This window comes from Streptomyces sp. NPDC050564 (assembly GCF_044457265.1).
GTDB lineage: Bacteria > Actinomycetota > Actinomycetes > Streptomycetales > Streptomycetaceae > Streptomyces.
On the sequence record NZ_JBITGS010000006.1, the window covers coordinates 220,838 to 237,838 of the forward strand.

Here is a 17,001-nt window from a genome sequence, read left to right on the forward strand (position 1 = left end):
CCTCGAGAACCGAGGCGGGGGCCTTGTCGTGCAGTGAGTGAGGCTGTGGTGTACGCCAGAGAGGCCGTTTCCGGGGGCACTTGGGAGTCCCTGGGAACGGCCTCACTGACTCACTAGATCGTCGTTTGCGCTGGTCACGTCCAGTGAAGCGGGGCAGTGACTCACCTAGTGGAAAGTCACTGCCCACTGGAAGGTCACTGAGCCTCTGCGATCTCCTCGTCGCGCCGTTCGAGGGCCCGCTGGACGCTCTCCCACTTCACGACCGGGTAGCCGTCGTAGGTGCCCGGCTCCTCGTCGTACTCGGCGAGCAGCGCCTTGAGCCGGCTGCCGGTCCAGTGCTCGTAAGCCTTGGCGTTGAGGTTCTTCAACCGGTGGATGACCTCAGTCGTGCGGACCCGCTTCTCGTCGCCGACGACGGCCGCCAGGTCGGTGAGGTGGTCGACGGGCTGCACGATCTCCAGCTTGTGGACGGTGGCGACACCCTCGCGGCGAGCCTTGGCCCGTTCGGTGATCTCGGCGGCCTCTTCGCCGTTGATGTAGTGCGTGCGCACGGTCACGGAGGCCTGTCCGGGTTCCATCTGTACGGCGTCGCCGGCGACGACGAGCGTGCCCTTGTCGAGGCCCTGGCGCAGCTTGTGCGGTGCGGCTCCGGCGTCGACCGGGGCGTCGCCGAGCGCCATCTTGGCCTGCGACTCGGTGCCGAGGACGAGGCTGGAGCGCATGTGGTTGCCCTCGCGGGACCGCTTGGGCAGGTTCTCGTCGGTCGGGTCCTGGGTGCCTTCCCAGATCGTCACGTTCACGGCACGGCCCTGGTCGTGAATCTTCTTGACGGCCTGGAAGTAGCGGGACGTCGCCTTGGAGCCGCCGTAGGGCCGCTTGTCGTCGCCGATGGCGCCGCAGCCGTAGGCGACCTGCGCCTCGTCGACGATGAACACGATCGGCTTGAACCGCGGGTCGGTGCGCGCCATCTCACGCGTGATGCCGTCCGTCGACCCAGACTGTTCGACGAGGGCGATGCGCGTCTGCATCTCCTCAACACCCCACTCGACCATGTGAGTTGCCGCCATCACGTGCTCGTCGGTCGGCCCCTGGATGAGCACCTGGGCGAGGCCGAGGAAGCATCGCCAGTCGCCGATGCCCTTCAAGTCCGCGACGTAGAACTCGACGGTGTGGTCAAGGGCCAGCCACAGAGCAAGCGCGCGAAGAGCTGCGGTCTTGCCCTGGTTGGACAGGCCGGTGACCAGGATGTGCCGCTGCTTCACGGAGACTCCGACCGCGTCACCGCGCAGGTTCTGCCCCCACGGGGCGCGGCCGTTGTAGTAGTCGGCGACCGCGTCGTCGTCGAGGACGAGCGGCGAGGCGCCGATGGGCTCGTCGAGCGCCCCGGAGTCGGCGATCCACAAACGTACGGTGCGGGGCTGCGGAGGGATGGTGATGTGCAGCTCGTGCTCATGCCGGTTGAGGTTCTCGGCGAGCTTGCGGCGCCGGTTCTGGATCTCCTCGGTGGACACCCCGGACGGCAGGGTGACATCGACCTCGACACCACAGCCCGCAATCTTGATCGGGGAGAGCATGGCGGCTCCGACGTCGCCCATGTCCTCGATGGCCTTACGCAAGGCGCTGATGCCCAGGTCCCTGAACGCGACGATGACGATGTGCGGGGTGATCGGACCGCCCATGTCCCGGTCCTGGATCGGCAGGGCCCACTGGGGTGCGGTGTGCCGTTGGCGTCCGACGGTCCAGACGGCGGCGAGGCCGATCCACGGGGCGGCGAACAGGAACGGGTCCCAGACGATGCCGCCGATGAACGCGACCCAGCGCACCAGGTCGACGACGGTCTCGATGGGGGTGAGAACATCGCGAACATCGCTGTTCGCCCAGGCCAGCAGGATGCCGACGAACAGCAGCAGCCCGGTACCCGCGGCAGCCGCGGAGGCGAGCGCCTTGGGCAGGCTGAGCAAAGCCTGGATGGTGTCCATACGCCTGCGATGCCGGGCCATGCGAAAGGCGTGCCCGCGCTGCTCCCACTCGGCCACCTGGTCCATCAGGCCGGCTGCTTCGGCCGCGCGGATCATCCGCTCGTACCGGGAGGCACTGCGGCCGTCCCAGGCGCGGCGTGCGGTGACCCGGGTGCCGCCGATGATGTACGAGCCGTGGCGGACGGCCAGCCGGCCTACGGTGCGCACCTGCTCGTTGGCGAGCGCGGCGCGGGCGGCGGTGCGGAACCGGGCACGGCGTCGTTCCCGCTGCTTGGCGGGCGCCTCGGGGGCGTCCAGTGGCTCCTTCAGGAGGGTCACTGACATTCTGATACTTCCTTCTCTCTGCGGAGGGACGGGAGGCCCGGGGACGGCGGCAGCTTGGCGGTTGGACGCCGTCCCCGGGGTGTAGCTACTTGCCGTTCTCGCGCTTCTGGGCCTGTTCGCGGATGCGGTCGACGCGCTTCTCCAGGGCCTTCACGGACTTGCCGCGGTTCTTACGGCGCTGGATGCGCGCGCCGAGGATGAGCACCGAGGCCAGCTCGCGGGCGTTATGCGGATCATGCTTGGAGACCGGCATCAGCGGACCCCCTGCTTGCGCTGGTGCTCGCGCCCGGCCGCCTCGGCGGCGCCCCGACTCCGAGAGCCGTAGCCGTAGGCACCGCAACTGCACCGGTAGCTGTAGGTGCAGCGGCCGTGGCCACGGAACTCGGGCTCAATGCGGATCGTGTGGTTCACGGTGTTCCCCTTCACAGGTAGCCGTTGACGCGGCGGGCCTCACGGCGCACCGTCGCCTGCACGGACTCGGGATTGGCTTCCGGGAGGCGCCGCAGAATCTCTTGAGTGGCGTCCTTGTTGGAGGCGCCGGCCGTGACCTGCTGGCGCGCCAACTCGGCGATGGACGGCAGCGGCTCGACGGGCTTGCGAACCGTGTTCGGACTGGCCAGAGGCATCGGCTCAGGCTCCGCGTCCGTGATCTGTTCGACCGTGTTCGCGCCCTCGTCGAGCTCGGCGAGCAGGCTCTCGGCGGCCAGGATTTCCGCACGGGCCTGCACCTCGGCGACCGCCACCCGGCGACGTACACCAGCCACGGCCAGCTTCGCGTTCGCCTTGCTGATCTCGGCGTCGACCCACTGCCGGTCTTCGTCGGACAGAGGCTTCTCGACGTGCTTGAAGATGGCCATCCATAGCGCCTTGGCGATCAGCGATACCGCGGCGCCGACGACCGCGAGGGCGACGGAGTGCAGCAGCATGCCGTGCCAGAAGATGGCGGCGGCCGTGATGGCGACGAGGACGAAGCCCATGTTCCGGGCGAACGTCCGCTTGGCCGGGTCGAAGCGGGCCATCCACTCCAGCAGCAGCACCGTCACCCAGGAGATGTCGAACAGGGCCGCCGCGGCGTAGCCGGGGCCGCCGTTCAGCAGGCTGCCGATGCTGACGGTCGACCAGACGATGGCGATCGCGGTGAGGGTGAGGACGAGGGTGGACGCGGCCTTGATGGCGCGGGAGTCCCAGTCGGCCGGCAGGACCGGCACGCGCTTCGTGTACGGCTTGTTGACGGTGTGCGTGATGCCGTCGACCGTGTGGTCGACGAGCCGTCGGCGGGTCTCGGTACGGAACTTCACAGCTGCCCTCCTTGGGCGGCGCGGGCAACCAGGTGGGCGCAAAGGTTCACGCCGTGCCGGTCGCCGAGACGGTTAGCGGTGAGCAGGTCGGCGAGGATCGCCGGAATCGGGGGGAGCGGCCGCTCCGACCGGGCCGCACGCTCGATGGCGCGGCACTCGGTCGGGCGGGGCACTACGACGTAGCGGCTCACGCGAGGCCACCTCGCAGGCGGAGCGCCTCGGCCGCGACCTTCTCCAGCCGCATCGCCGCGACCCGCAGGCCCTGCGCCACCTTCGGCACGTCCTCCGCGGCCAGCTCCGCGACCATGTCCACCTCGACGGACACGACCGGGTACGGCTGCGGAATCACCAGGGCGTAAGGGGCGTGCGAGATACGGGCGACCAGGATGGACACCCAGCCGTGCTCGGCGGTCATCGCGCCGGCCTTCACCCGCACCGAGTTGTGCGTGACGTCCGCCAGGTACGGGCGCGGCTGCCAGTGGTGACCGACGCACCATGCGGGCTCGGGGATGGTGACCTCGCCCTGGTCGACGGTCACGATCGACACCGTCCGCCCGGTCACCGCTTCCCACCTCGCTCGGCGTCGAGCGCGGCGAGCAAAGACCGCAGCCGGCAGTCGAGGGCCACGGCCGCCTTCAGCATCGACTCGTTGTCGTGGATGTTCGCGGAGGCCGTCTCGGCGAGCAGGCTCCGGGCGCACTCCACCTCGACGGCCAGAGGCGCCACGAACCCGACCGCCCTGTCCGGGCTGTGCAGCGGGTCATAGGAGTTGCTCATGCGGCACCGCCGTAGACGCGGAAGCGGCGACGCTTGGCGGACGGCTTGACCGGGACGGTGCGGGACCGGGGACCGGCCCAGCCGACCATCGCACGGACCAGGTCCGGCACGGGCTCGACGCGGACCGTGGCGACGTTGCGGTTACGGCGCGGCATCAGACGGCACCCCCGCGGACCCGGCGCAGCGCCTCGTCGGCCTGGGAGCGGTGGGCGCGGTTGACGTCGGCCGTCATGTCCGAGACCTGGAACGGCTCGGGCAGCGGCGGCAGGCCGTCGACCCGGAACGCGGTCCCGATCAGGTACCGGGCCATGCAGTCGTGCTCCAGCTCCGACCGGTTCGGCGGGAGCGCGACGGTAACCCCGTCACGGTCGACGTAGACGTAGCCAGTGAAGCCCGGCTCGGTGATGCCGGCCTCGACGAGATCTATGCCCAGCTCGTCGACAAGCTGCTGCAGCGGGGCGTCCATCACGAAGTCGACGGACGGCTTGACGGGGGGCGATACGGTGATCCCCATGGGGCGATCCCTCTCAGTCAGGGTTCGTTCCTAGGCCTCGCTCGGTGCTCCAACACCGGGCGGGGCCGTCGTCGTTTTCGGCGACATGAACCACCGTAGGGAACATGATGTTCCCTGTCAACGCCTCAGGATCTGGGCAAACGCTTGGATCATGTGTAACGTCATGTTCCATGACTGCGAATGGAACACTATGTGTCATGGACAAGCGATCACTGACGCAGCTGGCGCGCCGGTTCAGAGAAGCCGAGGCCCGAACCGAGATCCTGCGCCAGGAGCTGGCCGCCGCAATCGGGCAGGCGGACGCGGACGGCGTACCGCAGAAGGACATCTGCGAGGCAACCGGATACACCCGCCAACAGGTACGCCGCATCGTGAAGGCTGCGGACAGTGATGACGACCAGTCCGCAGACAGTCCGCAGTCCACCGAGGCGTGATGGGGCATCATGAGCAACAACGAGGCCCATTACCGCAGGTCAGAGGCTATAGAGCCGCTCGATCGCAGGTAAGGGCCTCGCCGTTAGAGTTCGAGCTCTACTACGACGTGTAAGTCGTTCACGTCGACGCGTAAGTCGTCGTGAGCCGACACGGCTTTCGGTACGGAGCCCCGTCATTGCCTTCGGGCGGTGGCGGGGCTCCGTCGTTGTGTGCCCATGCTGTCCGCCCGAGCCGTGCGCCCTTGCCGTATGCCGAAGCCGTATGTCCAACCTGTGTGCCCAAGCTGTGCTCCGCATAAATAAGTGGCTTTTGACAGAGGAGTTCTTTGCCCGTCATGGGGCCGATCGGGGCCTGCTCATGAGGGAGCGCGGGCGCACAATGGAAGGCGGGACGAGTGCCTGAGTGCGGGGTGATGCATGATGCAGAGCCGGTTCCGGAGTGATCGGCAGCTGACCGTGCGGATGACGGTCACGTTGTTTCTGCTCGGATTGCTGTACGTGGCGTTCGTCGCCGCGCTGATCGTGCTGCTGAAGTCCTGGGTGCTGGTCGTCGTGGTCGCGGCCGGAGTGCTCGGCGCGCAGTACTGGTTCTCGGACCGGATCGCGCTGTATGCGATGCACGGGCGGATCGTGGAGCGGGAGGAGTATCCGCAGCTCCATGGCGTCGTCGATCGGCTGTGCGCGGTCGCTGACATGCCCAAGCCGCTGGTGGCCGTGTCCGATCTGGACATGCCGAACGCGTTCGCGACCGGGCGCAATGCCGATCATGCCGTGCTGTGTGTGACGACCGGGCTGCTGCGGCGGCTCGAGCCCGATGAGCTCGAAGGTGTGCTGGCGCACGAGCTGTCGCATGTGGCGCACAAGGATGTCGCCGTGATCACCGTGGCGTCGTTCCTCGGGGTGCTCGCCGGGCTGATCGTGAGGTTCGCCTTCTACTCGCAGCTCTTCGGCGGGGGACGGCGGGACCAGAACACGGCCATCGTGTTCGTGGCCGTCATGAGTGTCTCCGCGGCCGTGTACGCGATCAGTTTCGTTCTCATCCGGGCACTGTCCCGGTATCGGGAGCTGGCCGCCGACCGGGCCGCGGCGCTGCTCACCGGGCGGCCCTCGGCACTGGCGTCCGCGCTGACCAAGGTCACCGGGGACATCGGGCGGATTCCGACCAAGGACCTGCGGACGGCGCAGGCGTTCAACGCCTTCTACTTCACGCCCGCCTTCGGTGCCGAGCCGGGCATCTCCAGGCTGTTCTCCACCCACCCGAGCCTGGAGCAGCGGCTCGAACAACTGGCCCGCATCTCCGCCGAGTTGGGTGAGGCGGCGACCCCCGGAAACGCCGTCTGACTCCCCCGGAAAGGCCATTTGCATGGGGTTCCTGGACATCCTGCTCGGCCGCACCAAGGCCGTCGCGCCCGATCTCGACCAGCTTTTCGGGCTGCCGTCGGCGGCGGTGACCCTGCAGGCGGCCGCCGGGTTCACACCCACCGGGACGGGTGCGGTGTGCTTCGCGTCCGTCGAGGGCGCGGCCTTCGCCGAGGCGCACCAGGAGGTGCAGGCGCTGCTCGACGCGGACGCCGAGCGGCGTGGGCCGCCGGTGGAGCTCACCCGGGACGAGTACGGGTACTCGTGGCTCGTCTCACGGCGGGAGCCCGAGGATCTGCCCGCCCTGGTGAGCGATCTGCACGCGGTGAACAGCGCGCTGGAGGGCAGCGGCTTCGGGCCGCAGCTGCTCTGTTCCGTCGCCGCCTTCGAGGACACCGAGCGGCAGCGGCGGCTCGGACTCGTCTATCTGTACAAGCGCGGGACCTTCTATCCCTTCGCGCCGCTGGCCGGTGACGGCCAGCGGCGCGACAACGCGCTGGAGCTGCAGATCAAGGCGGCGCTCACCGACGATCTGCGGATCGAGCAGGACCTCGGCCGCTGGTTCCCGATCTGGGGCGCGCCCGGTCTGTGAGCCGGTGACCGGAGGTTACTTGCCCTGTTCGCGTGCCTGGCGGCGGGACTCCAGGGGGCGCTCGCGGCGGTAGCGGCGCTCCCACTTCGCCTGCCGGTCACGGCGGTCGCGGTATGCCTTGTACGACGCGGGCGTGGCCGGCGACGGGGGTCCCGAGGCGGATCCGCCGCTCGACGAGGACGCCGAGGACGAGCCCCGTCCGTACTGCATGTACATGAAGAGCACGCCGACCGCGGCGAGCCACCAGATGTGATTGTCGAATCCTAAGACGACCAGGACAACGGTCCCGGAGATGACGATGGTGCCCATGACGGGCCTCCGTGGGCGTGGGTGATGACTGGGTGGTGTCCGATGTGTCCGACGGGGCGCTGGGGGTGGGCGGCCGCCAGTCGGTGCGTAGAGAGTAGCCCTGACTCCGCCGAGTGATGCCTGTCCGGCGGAAAGCGGTGGTGGGCGGCTCCGTAACGCATGTCCAGCGTAGGGATGTGGTCACTGCGCGTGCATCTCCTTTTCCGGCGACCCGGTCCGACGGTCGGGCAGCCGGCCGGGCCGGCGAAGCCTGCGGCATGAGTAGCCGGGCAGGCGAAGACGGCGGCATGAGTAAATGACGGGGTGCTTTCTCCCTTCACGTACGACCACGACGGTGAACGACTGAGCTGCGTACGCGGCGGTGGCGACAGCGACGGCGATCGGGAGCCGGCCACCGCCGTTCTGCTGCACGGCGCGGGCAAGGGAAGCAAGGAGCGGCTGCTCCCGTTGCTGGAGGAGTTCGTCGCGCGCGGCTGCCGAGGTCTCGCCTTCGACTTCTCCGGGCACGGCGAAAGCACGGGCGAGCTGCGGGAGTTGAGCCTTCAGCGGCGTTTCGAGCAGGCCGTCGCGGTCATCGACGCGACGGTTCGGGCGAACGGTCCGCTGATCCTGGTCGGGTTCAGCATGAGCGGCCAGACGGTGGCCGATCTCGCGGCGCACTACGGGGAGCGGGTGGCGGCACTCGGGCTGTGCGCACCCGCGGTGTACGGCGCAGAGGCGTGGCCGGTTCCGTTCGGGGACGGCGACAGCCGCTTCAGCAAGACCATCCGTACGCCGGACAACTGGCGCCGTGCCCCGGCGCTCGACATCCTGCGGGCGTATGCCGGGCGCGCGGTACTCGCCGTGCCGGGCACGGACACGGTGATCCCGCCCGCGGTGACCGAGGCCGTGACGGACGCGCTGGCCACCGACGCCCAGTTCACACGGTTCGAACTGCCCGACGCCGAGCACATGCTGGGCCTGTGGTTCCGCGACCACGCCGAGGACCGGCAGCGGTTCGTGGACCTCGTCCTCACCGGGCTCGGCGACCAGGGATGGACGGCGACCCGGACCTGGGTGGCCAAGCGGCTTCCGGACGGCAGGAGCGTACGGGAGTCCACACCCCTGCGCGGCGGCTGGAGCTCCCAGATGCGCCGGCTCACCCTCGACGACGGCACCGGCCTGGTCCAGCGGTCGTTCGTCAAGCCCTTCTACCGGCGGCACGCACCGGGGCTGCTGACCCGCGAGGCGTCCGTCCTCACCCTGCTCGCAGCCCACGACGGCGTGCCCGCGCCCGAGCTGTACGCCGTCGACGCCACCGCGGAACACTGCGACCACCCCACGCTGTTGATGTCCTCGCTGCCGGGCACGGTCCGGCTCGACGAGGAGGATCTGGAGCGGCGCCTCGACCTGCTGGCACGTCAACTCGTCCGTATTCACGGGGTGGTTCCCGCGGAGCGTCCGCGCCCCTACCAGCCGTGGACGTCTCCCGAGCGCGTCCGTACACCCGTTGGTGCGCCGTGGGACCGGGCCGTCGACGTGATCCGGCACGAGCCGCCCTCGTACGAAGGGTGTTTCCTGCACCGGGACTTCCACCCCGGGAATGTGCTGTTCACCGGTGCGGGCCACACCCTGCGGATCAGCGGGGTCGTCGACTGGGTGGAGACCTCCTGGGGCCCGGCCGACCTCGACGTCGCCCACTGCTCCACGGCCCTCGCCCTGCTGTACGGGGAGGCGTACGGGCTGGGCTTCCGCGAGCGGTACGAGGCACACGGCGGGCGCCGACTGGCCGACGGCGCCGACCACTTGTACTGGCGGCTCCTGGACGCGCTGGCCTACTCCCCCGACGCCGAGAAGGTCGCCGTACCCTGGCGCGAGCTGGGGCGCACGGATCTGACGCCGGAGGTGCTGGGCGGACGGCTCGGCGCGTATGTGGCGGGACTGCTGGAGCAGTACGGCTGACGGGAGCCGTACGGGTACGGCCGACGGCGGCTGTACGGAGATGGCTGACAGCGGTTGCCCGCGGTACGGCTGACAGCGGCTGTCCGGGTACGGGAGGCCGCGGTCAGACGCCCGGAGCCGCCTGGACCACTCCCGCCACCACGGCCGCGCCCAGTGCCGCGTGGTCGGCGAGGTTCTGGTCCGCGTAGCGCAGCGCGAAGTCCGCGACGGCGCGGTCGAAGGTGTCGGCGCCGCCGAGGTATCCGGCGATCGCCATGCGGTCGCCGGAGCGGGCGTGAGCGCGGGCCAGCGCGTTGCCGCACAGGCCGGCGTAGTTCTGGAGCCGGCGGGGGCTCATGCCCGCGACGTCCGCGGAGCCCTTCATGTCGCGCAGCTGGCGCCAGTAGAACGCCCGTCCCTGCGGCCCGGTCGTCCAGCCGAGGAAGATGTCGCTCGTCGCCTGCAGCAGCCGCTGACCGGCGACGACGCGATGCCCCGGATGGGCATAGGGGCCGTGGGGCAGATGCTCTTCGAGTATGGACTGTCCGGCCTCCTTGATCTGCAGGAACAGCGGGTCCTCCGCGTCCCGCCCGGCGAGCAGCACGATGAAGCAGCGGGTGCCGACGCTGCCCACGCCGACGACCTTGCGGGCGGCGTCGACGAAGCGGTAGCGGTCGAGGAGCAGGCGGCGCTCCTCGGAGAGCGTCGAGCGGTAGTCGCTGAAGGACTTGCGGAGCGAGGCCATGTCGGGGGCCCCTGCCGGTTCCAGCAGAGGCGGGTCGTGGACTATGCGGGGGCGTCCGTCGACGGTCCGGGTGAGTTTGCCGAGCGCGTGCAGGCTGGTGCGTCGGCGGGCGCGGGAGAGGGTCGACTCGACCTGCTTGCGGCGGCGGGCGGAGCGGACGAGCGGGAGCAGCTGGTCGGCGTCGATGCGCTCGTACCAGACGGCCAGCTCACCGTGCGCGGCGAGCCGCCGGATGCCCGTGCGGTATCCGCCCGCGGCGGCCTGGGCGGCGCGGCGGACCTGCTCCTCGGGGTACCCGTTCTCGCGGGCCGCGACGGCGACGCTGGCCGCGAGCCGTTTGACGTCCCACTCGAAGGGCCCGGGAAACGTCTCGTCGAAGTCGTTGAGGTCGAAGAGCAGGGTGCGTTCCGGGGAGGCGTACAGGCCGAAGTTCAGCAGGTGCGCGTCTCCGCACAGCTGCACCATGAGTCCGGTGTGCGGCTGGGCCGCCAGGTCGGCGGCCATGACGGCGGCGGCGCCGCGCAGGAACGCGAACGGCGACGCCGTCATCCGCCCGTACCGGATCGGCAGCAGCTCCTGGAGCCGGTCCCTGCCCTGCCGTTCGAGTACGGCGACGGGATCGGGGCGCCCGGCGGCCGGGATCCAGCCGGCGTGCGAGGAACGTGGCGCGCGTTTGCGGGCCGCCTTGCCCTGGGCGGCGCGATCCGCCGGGGTGACCGCGGCGCCGTTCTGGACCACGGTCGTCAGTGCCGCACAGCTCGGGCGACGTCGGCGGTGACGTCGCCGGAGAGTGCGCGGTTGCTGCGGGCGGTGGCGTCCTTGGAGGCACCCGCCGCGACGTCGCTCACCGTGACGACGACCGTGTCGAGGAGGTTGCCGCTCTTGTCGCGGAAGTTGACCTGGACGGCGTAAGACTTCTGCGAGGAGGCGGGGTTGGTGACGGTCACCTTGGCGGTGGCGCGGCCGTCGGAGGCGGTGGTCACGTGGGGGTCGACCTTCACATCGCCCTTGGCGTTCACACCGTTCTTGACCTCGTCGAGTTTCCGGCCGGCCTCGGCGGTCGCCGAGGCCAGCGCCTCGCCGGCCGCGGACGCGGCGGACGCGGCCTTGGAGACGGTGCTCGCGGGGGTGTTGTCGTCCGAGCAGCCGGTCAGGGAGGCGGCCAGGGCCGTCGCCGCGGCCGCCGTCAGGATCAGTCCTCGTATGCCGTGCCCCTGCATGGAATCTCCCGACGTGCTCCTCGTGCGTTCTCTTCCGGAACCCGCTCGCCGCGGTGGTCTCAGTCAAGGCTGTGAGCAGGGCGTGCGCATGCCGGGTACGGCGAACGGGTGAGTCGCGCCCGCTGCTGGTCGCATGTTCGAGAGGATGAGGGCACGGGACATCGCGGGATGGGCTGGAGGCGGAGTGGGCGGGAAGCTGCGGCACATCGGGGTGGTCGGTGGCTGGGCTCAGCGGGCCGACGGTGAGGTGGTGTGGCGGTCGCTGGACCCGGAGGGACTCGGGCGGGATGCTCGTGATGCCTTCTCCGCGGAGGCGGCGCGCCTGCAGGCGTGGCTGGGGACGACCCGGGTGACCCCACGCTTCCGGACACCACTGGAGCGGGAGCTGTCGTCGGGGTGAGTTTTCGCCCCCTCCGCCCCTTCCCGTCCCGTCCCTGGGGGCTGCGCCCCCAGACCCCCGCTTAAAAGATCGCGCAGTTCCCCGCGCCCCTTTCAGGGGCGCGGGGAACTGCGCGAACAACCCCCACCCGGCTCAGCGCGAGTACCTCATCAGCGCGCGGACCATGTGGCAGGTGGTGTCCGACGGCGGGTGGATGCCGATGAGTTCCGCGGTGCTGCGTATCTTCTCGTTGCGGGCCTGGTTCGGCATGTAGACACCGGAGTCGAGCAGAGCGATCGCAAGGCGCATCGCCTTGAGCCGGCGATTGTGCGTGACATACCACTCGCGGGGACGCCCCGGCGGCAGCGGGCGCTTCTCCACGGGGTCGTACGGCAGGTCCAGCAGGACCGCCCTCTTGGACGTGGACTGAGTGGGCAGCGGCTTCAGTGCGGCAGCGGGCACAGGCATCCTCCTGTCGCGGTCAGGGAACCGTCCGGACCCCCCGGCGGCACCCTCGAACACTGCTTCTATTCTACCGCCAACCACTGACAAAAGCCGCTGGCCACACGGGCTTTGGGGGTGCCGTGACAGCAGCGGATGAGGATGTCTGACGTAACGTGTGCGGCATGGAGATCTGGATCAACCCGGCCTGTTCGAAGTGCCGCAGCGCCCTGAGCCTGCTCGACGCGGAGGGCGCCGACTACACGGTGCGCCGATACCTGGAGGACGTACCGACCGAGGACGAGATCCGTGGTGTGCTCGATCGCCTCGGACTGGAACCGTGGGACATCACGCGCACCGAGGAGGCCGTCGCCAAGGAGCTGGGGCTCAAGGAGTGGGCCCGGGACGCCGGTTCGCGGGACCGGTGGATCACGGCGCTGTCCGAGCACCCCAAGCTGATCCAGCGGCCGATCATCACCGCGGAGGACGGAACGGCGGTCGTGGCGCGCACGGATGAGGCGGTACGGGACGCCTTGTCCCGTTAGACGCACGGGACGTCCCGAGTTCCCCGCCGAAGTCGGCAACTCGCTTGTGATCCAAGCCACTTCAGTGACTCCTGTGACTATTGAGTAACCCCGTTCGGTATCTCGTACATAGCGACGTACCACTCCCCCTCACCCAGGAGGCGTGCATGTCGCGTAGGAGAACTCTCAGCACCAAGAAGAAGCTCGCACTGCTGGTCAGCGCCGCGGCCGTGGCCGGAGGCGGGGCCTTCGCCCTGGCCGCCACCTCGAACGCGGCGTCGGTGCAGAACGCGCAGACCTCGACGGTCTGCAAGGGCCTTGCCACCGCGCTCGGCAACAACCAGAAATTCATCGACGGCCAACGGGCCAAGCCCGACGCTCAGTCGGCAGCCCGGATCGCCAACCGCGAGGCCGTCATCGCGCAGATCAAGGTCCAGCAGGAGGCATCGGGCTGCACGGTCGGGGAGTCGGCTCAGGACTCCCAGGCCGGCGCGCAGCCCGAGCAGTCGGCTCCGGCAGCCTCGGCTCCGGCAGCGTCGGCTCCGGAGCAGTCCGCGCCCGCGCAGAGTGCACCCGCGGACAACGCCGGTGGCGCCGCCGCCGGTCAGCAGGTCTGTGCCGGCTCGACCGTGACACTCTCCGGTGAGGGCGGCGCCCCGGCGGCGTCCAGCAACCAGTTCCCGGCCGGGACGAAGCTCAAGGTCACGAACCTGGACAACAACAAATCCACGACCGTGGAGGTCACCTCGGTGTCCGGCAGCTGCGTCCTGCTGAACAACGCGGCGTTCGAACAGGTTCGGGAGCCCGGCAAGTTCCTGATCCGCAAGGCCCGTATCGAGAAGGTGGGGTGACATCCGGCCATCCGGACACCCGTCGTCGGCCCTGTTGCTCTCCGCCGGGAGCAACAGGGTCGACGCGTGAGAACACGCCCATATCGCGCTCACTCTCATCGCATACGAGCCGTCGCTCGGCAAAAGCAACGGGGCCGACGGGATCGGCCGGGCCGCCGATCGCGGTCGCGAACCCTCCCGCGCTGACGCTCCCGTCGCGAGAGGGCGAGTGAGAACGCGCACACACAGCCCAGGTAACACGGGGTTCACATTCGGGCAATGATCGGGAAATCGCCTGTTGACAGGCTGCCGGGCATCCCCAGCGGCGCCCCAGTGCCGCAGCGCCGCAGCACCCGCAGTGCGACTCAAGACCCACCCCGAAGGATGTGGCCCGTGAGCTTCAAGGCTGAGTACATCTGGATCGACGGCACCGAGCCGACGGCCAAGCTCCGTTCCAAGACGAAGATACTGGGCGACGACGCCAAGGGTGCTGAGCTGCCGATCTGGGGCTTCGACGGCTCCTCCACGAACCAGGCCGAGGGGCACGCCTCGGACCGCGTACTCAAGCCCGTGGCCAGCTTCCCGGACCCGATCCGCGGCGGCGACGACATCCTCGTCATGTGCGAGGTCCTCAACATCGACATGACGCCGCACGAGTCCAACACCCGTGCCGCGCTGGCCGAGGTCGCGGAGAAGTTCGCCGCGCAGGAGTCGATCTTCGGCATCGAGCAGGAGTACACCTTCTTCAAGGGTTCGCGCCCGCTCGGCTTCCCCGAGGGCGGCTTCCCGGCCGCGCAGGGCGGCTACTACTGCGGTGTCGGCGCGGACGAGATCTTCGGCCGTGACGTCGTCGAGGCGCACCTGGACAACTGCCTCAAGGCGGGCCTCGGCATCTCCGGCATCAACGCCGAGGTCATGCCCGGTCAGTGGGAGTTCCAGGTCGGCCCGCTGGCGCCGCTGGAGGTCTCGGACCAGCTGTGGGTCGCCCGCTGGCTGCTCTACCGCACCGCCGAGGACTTCGGCGTCTCCGCGACGCTGGACCCGAAGCCGGTGAAGGGCGACTGGAACGGCGCGGGCGCGCACACCAACTTCTCCACCAAGGCGATGCGCGAGGGCTACGACGCGATCATCACCGCGTGCGAGTCGCTGGGCGAGGGCTCCAAGCCGATGGACCACGTCAAGAACTACGGCGCCGGCATCGACGACCGCCTGACGGGCCTGCACGAGACCGCCCCGTGGAACGAGTACAGCTACGGCGTCTCCAACCGCGGTGCCTCGGTCCGCATCCCGTGGCAGGTCGAGAAGGACGGCAAGGGCTACATCGAGGACCGCCGCCCCAACGCCAACGTCGACCCGTACGTGGTGACGCGTCTGCTCGTCGACACCTGCTGCTCCGCCCTGGAGAAGGCCGGCCAGGTCTGATTCATCCTGCCTGAGTGAGAGGGCGTCCACCGTCGCGGTGGGCGCCCTCTCACGTTGTCAGTGGGGCGTGCCATGGTTGGCCCATGGAGATCGACAAGTCCCTCGCCATCAAGGTCGAGACGGAGAACTGGCAGACACACGCGCGGATTTCGGCGGAACTGCTGCGCGAGCTGGTGCACCGGATCGGGGGCGAGGGCGACCACTATCTGGTCGTGCAGCGGATACCGGACATCCCGGATGTCTTCATCCAGGTGTGGCACAAGAGCGGTGCGGACTACCGGCTGGAGTACCGAGACGGCCGTGAGCTGTTCTTCGGGACCGATCTCGTGGACCCCGGCCGGGTCGCGGACGCCATGGCGGGCTGGGCGCGGCGGGAGAACGGCTGGGACGCGGGCATCGACTGGGCTCCGGTCGACGTCGACGCCCCCGAGGAGGTCCCCGAGCTGCCGCAGGACGTACGGGAAGAGGTCGAGGAGCGGGTGCGGGAGCTGCTGCGCTGCGGGTACGACAGCCGGGCCCAGTTGACCGAGGACGCGGAGGAGTGGCTGGTCGACGGGGATCACCGGCCGGTGTCCAAGTCCCAGGCCCGACAGCTCGTGGACCGGCTGTGGCTGGAGCGGATCGCCGAGATGGAGACCTGGGAGGGGGACACCGACCCGGAGCGCCTCACGCGGGCCTTCGAGGCGCTCGACGCGGACGGCATCACCGCGTGCGAGAACTTCACCTGCTGCCGCACGTGCGGTACGGCGGAGATTGCCGACGAGCGGCGCGAAGGAGCTCGCGGCTTCGTCTACTTCCACTCGCAGTGCACAAAGAGCGCGGCCGCCGGGCACGGGCTGACCCTGCTGTACGGCGGGTTCGACGGCTCGGCCGAGACCACCGCGGCCGTCGGACGTGACGTCGTCGCGGCGCTCGGCGCCGCCGGGCTGTCCACGGAGTGGGACGGTTCTCCGGACAACGCGATCACGGTTGCGGCCCTGGCATGGCACAAACGCCTGGTCGGATAAGGGGACGCAACGTCAAGTTCACGCCAAGGAAGCGTCCGACCCGTGAGAGGAGTCTCCTGTCCGTCTCCGGCTTCTGCTTCAATGGGTTCATGGCCAGCTTTCAGAAGTACACCGCGACGGGTCGCCATGACCTCGAGCCCTTCTGGCCTTCTCGTCAGCACCACGACTTCGACCGGGTGTGTTGCCGCGCGATGAACGCGCCGGCCCTCTAAAGCCGTACACCCCGGCCTTCGGCCAGCGCGCACGACGTACGTCCTCGACGGCCCCGACCACGAACTCGCGGTCGTCGACCTTCCCGACGAACTCCTCGCGCGAAAGAGCTGACCTCTCATGGCGACCACTCGTTCCTTCTCCTCCGTCGCGACCGCTCCCACCCCGTCCGCCGCACCGTCCCGGCATCGTCTCCGTGCCGTCGACCGGGACGAGGTGGTGGATGTCGCCGACTTCCTGCCGCCGGGTGCCACCTGGCTGCCCGCTCCCCAGCACGCCCTGCCCGTACTGCCGGGGCAGCCGCCGATGATCGGCTACCTGGTCCTCGTACCGGCCGACCAGCAGTCCGTGCTGCCGGTCGCCGTGCCGGACCGGCCCGAGCCGTCGGCGACCGCCGACGGTGGCGACCCGCTCGTCCACATCGACGCGGTGCAGCGCACCGCCGAGGTCGACGGCCGGCCGCTCGACCTCACCTATCTCGAGTTCGAGCTGCTCTCCCATCTCGTCGCACACCCGAACCGGGTGCACACCCGCGACCAGTTGGTCACCACGGTGTGGGGCTATGGGCACGTGGGCGACGGGCGGACCGTCGACGTGCACGTGGCACGGCTGCGGCGCAAGCTCGGGGCGCAGCACCGGCAGACGATCCAGACCGTGCGGCGGGTCGGGTACAAGTACGCGCCGCCGACGGCGCGTTGACCGTACGTCGGGGCTGAG

Annotated in this window: 22 protein-coding genes and 1 pseudogene; 10 read left to right on the forward strand and 13 right to left on the reverse strand. The window is 69.6% G+C overall.

The annotated features are described in order from the left end of the window. Positions 1–194 precede the first annotated feature (194 nt). From ACIBK0_RS12155 to ACIBK0_RS12195, 9 genes are all read right to left on the reverse strand, one after another. On the reverse strand, positions 195–2,303 hold the full coding sequence (locus tag ACIBK0_RS12155) for an FtsK/SpoIIIE domain-containing protein (protein ID WP_399078425.1): 2,109 nt from the start codon (positions 2,301–2,303) through the stop codon (positions 195–197). An 85-nt stretch (positions 2,304–2,388) separates the two neighbouring features. After that, positions 2,389–2,556 carry a hypothetical protein gene (locus ACIBK0_RS12160; RefSeq protein ID WP_399078427.1) on the reverse strand — a complete coding sequence of 56 codons (168 nt, stop codon included), beginning with the start codon at positions 2,554–2,556 and terminating at the stop codon, positions 2,389–2,391. Further along, on the reverse strand, positions 2,556–2,714 hold the full coding sequence (locus ACIBK0_RS12165) for a hypothetical protein (RefSeq protein ID WP_399078429.1): 159 nt from the start codon (positions 2,712–2,714) through the stop codon (positions 2,556–2,558). The genes ACIBK0_RS12160 and ACIBK0_RS12165 overlap by 1 nt, the downstream gene beginning before the upstream one ends. Positions 2,715–2,725: 11 nt before the next feature. After that, a complete protein-coding gene (locus ACIBK0_RS12170) occupies positions 2,726–3,601 on the reverse strand; it encodes a hypothetical protein (protein ID WP_399078432.1) in 876 nt (291 codons plus the stop codon). Continuing rightward, complete coding sequence (locus tag ACIBK0_RS12175; RefSeq protein WP_399078434.1) at positions 3,598–3,792, reverse strand: hypothetical protein; 195 nt, start codon at positions 3,790–3,792, stop codon at positions 3,598–3,600. The genes ACIBK0_RS12170 and ACIBK0_RS12175 overlap by 4 nt, the downstream gene beginning before the upstream one ends. After that, entirely contained in the window at positions 3,789–4,163 is a 375-nt protein-coding gene (locus tag ACIBK0_RS12180; protein WP_399078436.1) for a DUF6907 domain-containing protein, read from the reverse strand. The genes ACIBK0_RS12175 and ACIBK0_RS12180 overlap by 4 nt, the downstream gene beginning before the upstream one ends. Then, complete coding sequence (locus ACIBK0_RS12185; protein ID WP_399078438.1) at positions 4,160–4,378, reverse strand: hypothetical protein; 219 nt, start codon at positions 4,376–4,378, stop codon at positions 4,160–4,162. The genes ACIBK0_RS12180 and ACIBK0_RS12185 overlap by 4 nt, the downstream gene beginning before the upstream one ends. Continuing rightward, entirely contained in the window at positions 4,375–4,533 is a 159-nt protein-coding gene (locus ACIBK0_RS12190) for a hypothetical protein (RefSeq protein WP_399078440.1), read from the reverse strand. The genes ACIBK0_RS12185 and ACIBK0_RS12190 overlap by 4 nt, the downstream gene beginning before the upstream one ends. Continuing rightward, complete coding sequence (locus ACIBK0_RS12195) at positions 4,533–4,892, reverse strand: hypothetical protein (RefSeq protein WP_399078442.1); 360 nt, start codon at positions 4,890–4,892, stop codon at positions 4,533–4,535. Before ACIBK0_RS12195 ends, ACIBK0_RS12190 begins: the two co-directional genes overlap by 1 nt. Before the next feature lie 197 nt (positions 4,893–5,089). Between ACIBK0_RS12195 and ACIBK0_RS12200 the strand changes: the two genes are divergently transcribed. The 3 genes from ACIBK0_RS12200 to ACIBK0_RS12210 all read left to right on the forward strand — a co-directional run bounded on the left by ACIBK0_RS12200 (position 5,090) and on the right by ACIBK0_RS12210 (position 7,277). Then, positions 5,090–5,326, forward strand: coding sequence for a helix-turn-helix domain-containing protein (locus tag ACIBK0_RS12200; protein ID WP_399078445.1), 237 nt, complete (start codon positions 5,090–5,092; stop codon positions 5,324–5,326). Positions 5,327–5,746: 420 nt separating this feature from the next. After that, positions 5,747–6,667 carry a zinc metalloprotease HtpX gene (htpX, locus tag ACIBK0_RS12205; protein ID WP_399078694.1) on the forward strand — a complete coding sequence of 307 codons (921 nt, stop codon included), beginning with the start codon at positions 5,747–5,749 and terminating at the stop codon, positions 6,665–6,667. A gap of 22 nt (positions 6,668–6,689) precedes the next feature. Then, on the forward strand, positions 6,690–7,277 hold the full coding sequence (locus tag ACIBK0_RS12210; RefSeq protein WP_399078447.1) for a hypothetical protein: 588 nt from the start codon (positions 6,690–6,692) through the stop codon (positions 7,275–7,277). A 15-nt stretch (positions 7,278–7,292) separates the two neighbouring features. Here ACIBK0_RS12210 and ACIBK0_RS12215 read toward each other — a convergent pair whose 3' ends face one another. Beyond that, complete coding sequence (locus tag ACIBK0_RS12215; protein WP_399078449.1) at positions 7,293–7,586, reverse strand: hypothetical protein; 294 nt, start codon at positions 7,584–7,586, stop codon at positions 7,293–7,295. A gap of 303 nt (positions 7,587–7,889) precedes the next feature. Here ACIBK0_RS12215 and ACIBK0_RS12220 point away from each other — a divergent pair, with 303 nt between their 5' ends. Beyond that, entirely contained in the window at positions 7,890–9,527 is a 1,638-nt protein-coding gene (locus ACIBK0_RS12220) for an alpha/beta fold hydrolase (protein ID WP_399078451.1), read from the forward strand. A 103-nt stretch (positions 9,528–9,630) separates the two neighbouring features. Here the strand turns inward: ACIBK0_RS12220 and ACIBK0_RS12225 are convergent, their stop codons facing one another. Together ACIBK0_RS12225 and ACIBK0_RS12230 are read right to left on the reverse strand one after the other, a co-directional pair. Next, positions 9,631–10,989 (reverse strand): DUF2252 domain-containing protein, encoded by a 1,359-nt coding sequence (locus ACIBK0_RS12225; RefSeq protein WP_399078454.1) that lies wholly within the window; start codon positions 10,987–10,989, stop codon positions 9,631–9,633. A 5-nt stretch (positions 10,990–10,994) separates the two neighbouring features. Further along, entirely contained in the window at positions 10,995–11,471 is a 477-nt protein-coding gene (locus ACIBK0_RS12230) for a hypothetical protein (protein WP_399078456.1), read from the reverse strand. A 211-nt stretch (positions 11,472–11,682) separates the two neighbouring features. Between ACIBK0_RS12230 and ACIBK0_RS12235 the strand changes: the two are divergent. Beyond that, positions 11,683–11,871 (forward strand): annotated as a pseudogene (locus ACIBK0_RS12235) (winged helix DNA-binding domain-containing protein); the annotation flags it as partial. Positions 11,872–12,003: 132 nt separating this feature from the next. Here the strand turns inward: ACIBK0_RS12235 and ACIBK0_RS12240 are convergent. Then, entirely contained in the window at positions 12,004–12,312 is a 309-nt protein-coding gene (locus ACIBK0_RS12240; protein ID WP_399078458.1) for a hypothetical protein, read from the reverse strand. Positions 12,313–12,476: 164 nt separating this feature from the next. Here ACIBK0_RS12240 and ACIBK0_RS12245 point away from each other — a divergent pair, with 164 nt between their 5' ends. The 5 genes from ACIBK0_RS12245 (at position 12,477) to ACIBK0_RS12265 (ending at position 16,983) form a co-directional block, all read left to right on the forward strand. Beyond that, complete coding sequence (locus tag ACIBK0_RS12245; protein ID WP_399078460.1) at positions 12,477–12,836, forward strand: arsenate reductase family protein; 360 nt, start codon at positions 12,477–12,479, stop codon at positions 12,834–12,836. A gap of 146 nt (positions 12,837–12,982) precedes the next feature. Then, complete coding sequence (locus ACIBK0_RS12250) at positions 12,983–13,666, forward strand: hypothetical protein (RefSeq protein ID WP_399078462.1); 684 nt, start codon at positions 12,983–12,985, stop codon at positions 13,664–13,666. 372 nt (positions 13,667–14,038) lie between these two features. Continuing rightward, positions 14,039–15,067 carry a glutamine synthetase gene (glnII, locus tag ACIBK0_RS12255; RefSeq protein WP_399078464.1) on the forward strand — a complete coding sequence of 343 codons (1,029 nt, stop codon included), beginning with the start codon at positions 14,039–14,041 and terminating at the stop codon, positions 15,065–15,067. 83 nt (positions 15,068–15,150) lie between these two features. Beyond that, a complete protein-coding gene (locus ACIBK0_RS12260; protein ID WP_399078467.1) occupies positions 15,151–16,074 on the forward strand; it encodes a DUF6891 domain-containing protein in 924 nt (307 codons plus the stop codon). Positions 16,075–16,404: 330 nt separating this feature from the next. Beyond that, on the forward strand, positions 16,405–16,983 hold the full coding sequence (locus ACIBK0_RS12265; RefSeq protein WP_399078470.1) for a winged helix-turn-helix domain-containing protein: 579 nt from the start codon (positions 16,405–16,407) through the stop codon (positions 16,981–16,983). The last annotated feature ends 18 nt before the right edge of the window (positions 16,984–17,001 follow it).

Excerpts from the sequence above, each read along its gene's own strand:
- ACIBK0_RS12155 (WP_399078425.1), bottom strand. The coding sequence starts at position 2,303 with ATGTCAGTGACCCTCCTGAAGGAGCCACTGGACGCCCCCGAGGCGCCC.
- ACIBK0_RS12160 (WP_399078427.1), bottom strand. The coding sequence starts at position 2,556 with ATGCCGGTCTCCAAGCATGATCCGCATAACGCCCGCGAGCTGGCCTCG.
- ACIBK0_RS12185 (WP_399078438.1), bottom strand. The coding sequence starts at position 4,378 with ATGAGCAACTCCTATGACCCGCTGCACAGCCCGGACAGGGCGGTCGGG.
- ACIBK0_RS12190 (WP_399078440.1), bottom strand. The coding sequence starts at position 4,533 with ATGCCGCGCCGTAACCGCAACGTCGCCACGGTCCGCGTCGAGCCCGTG.
- ACIBK0_RS12195 (WP_399078442.1), bottom strand. The coding sequence starts at position 4,892 with ATGGGGATCACCGTATCGCCCCCCGTCAAGCCGTCCGTCGACTTCGTG.
- ACIBK0_RS12200 (WP_399078445.1), top strand. The coding sequence starts at position 5,090 with ATGGACAAGCGATCACTGACGCAGCTGGCGCGCCGGTTCAGAGAAGCC.
- htpX (WP_399078694.1), top strand. The coding sequence starts at position 5,747 with ATGCAGAGCCGGTTCCGGAGTGATCGGCAGCTGACCGTGCGGATGACG.
- ACIBK0_RS12210 (WP_399078447.1), top strand. The coding sequence starts at position 6,690 with ATGGGGTTCCTGGACATCCTGCTCGGCCGCACCAAGGCCGTCGCGCCC.
- ACIBK0_RS12215 (WP_399078449.1), bottom strand. The coding sequence starts at position 7,586 with ATGGGCACCATCGTCATCTCCGGGACCGTTGTCCTGGTCGTCTTAGGA.
- ACIBK0_RS12230 (WP_399078456.1), bottom strand. The coding sequence starts at position 11,471 with ATGCAGGGGCACGGCATACGAGGACTGATCCTGACGGCGGCCGCGGCG.
- ACIBK0_RS12245 (WP_399078460.1), top strand. The coding sequence starts at position 12,477 with ATGGAGATCTGGATCAACCCGGCCTGTTCGAAGTGCCGCAGCGCCCTG.
- ACIBK0_RS12250 (WP_399078462.1), top strand. The coding sequence starts at position 12,983 with ATGTCGCGTAGGAGAACTCTCAGCACCAAGAAGAAGCTCGCACTGCTG.
- ACIBK0_RS12260 (WP_399078467.1), top strand. The coding sequence starts at position 15,151 with ATGGAGATCGACAAGTCCCTCGCCATCAAGGTCGAGACGGAGAACTGG.
- ACIBK0_RS12265 (WP_399078470.1), top strand. The coding sequence starts at position 16,405 with ATGGCGACCACTCGTTCCTTCTCCTCCGTCGCGACCGCTCCCACCCCG.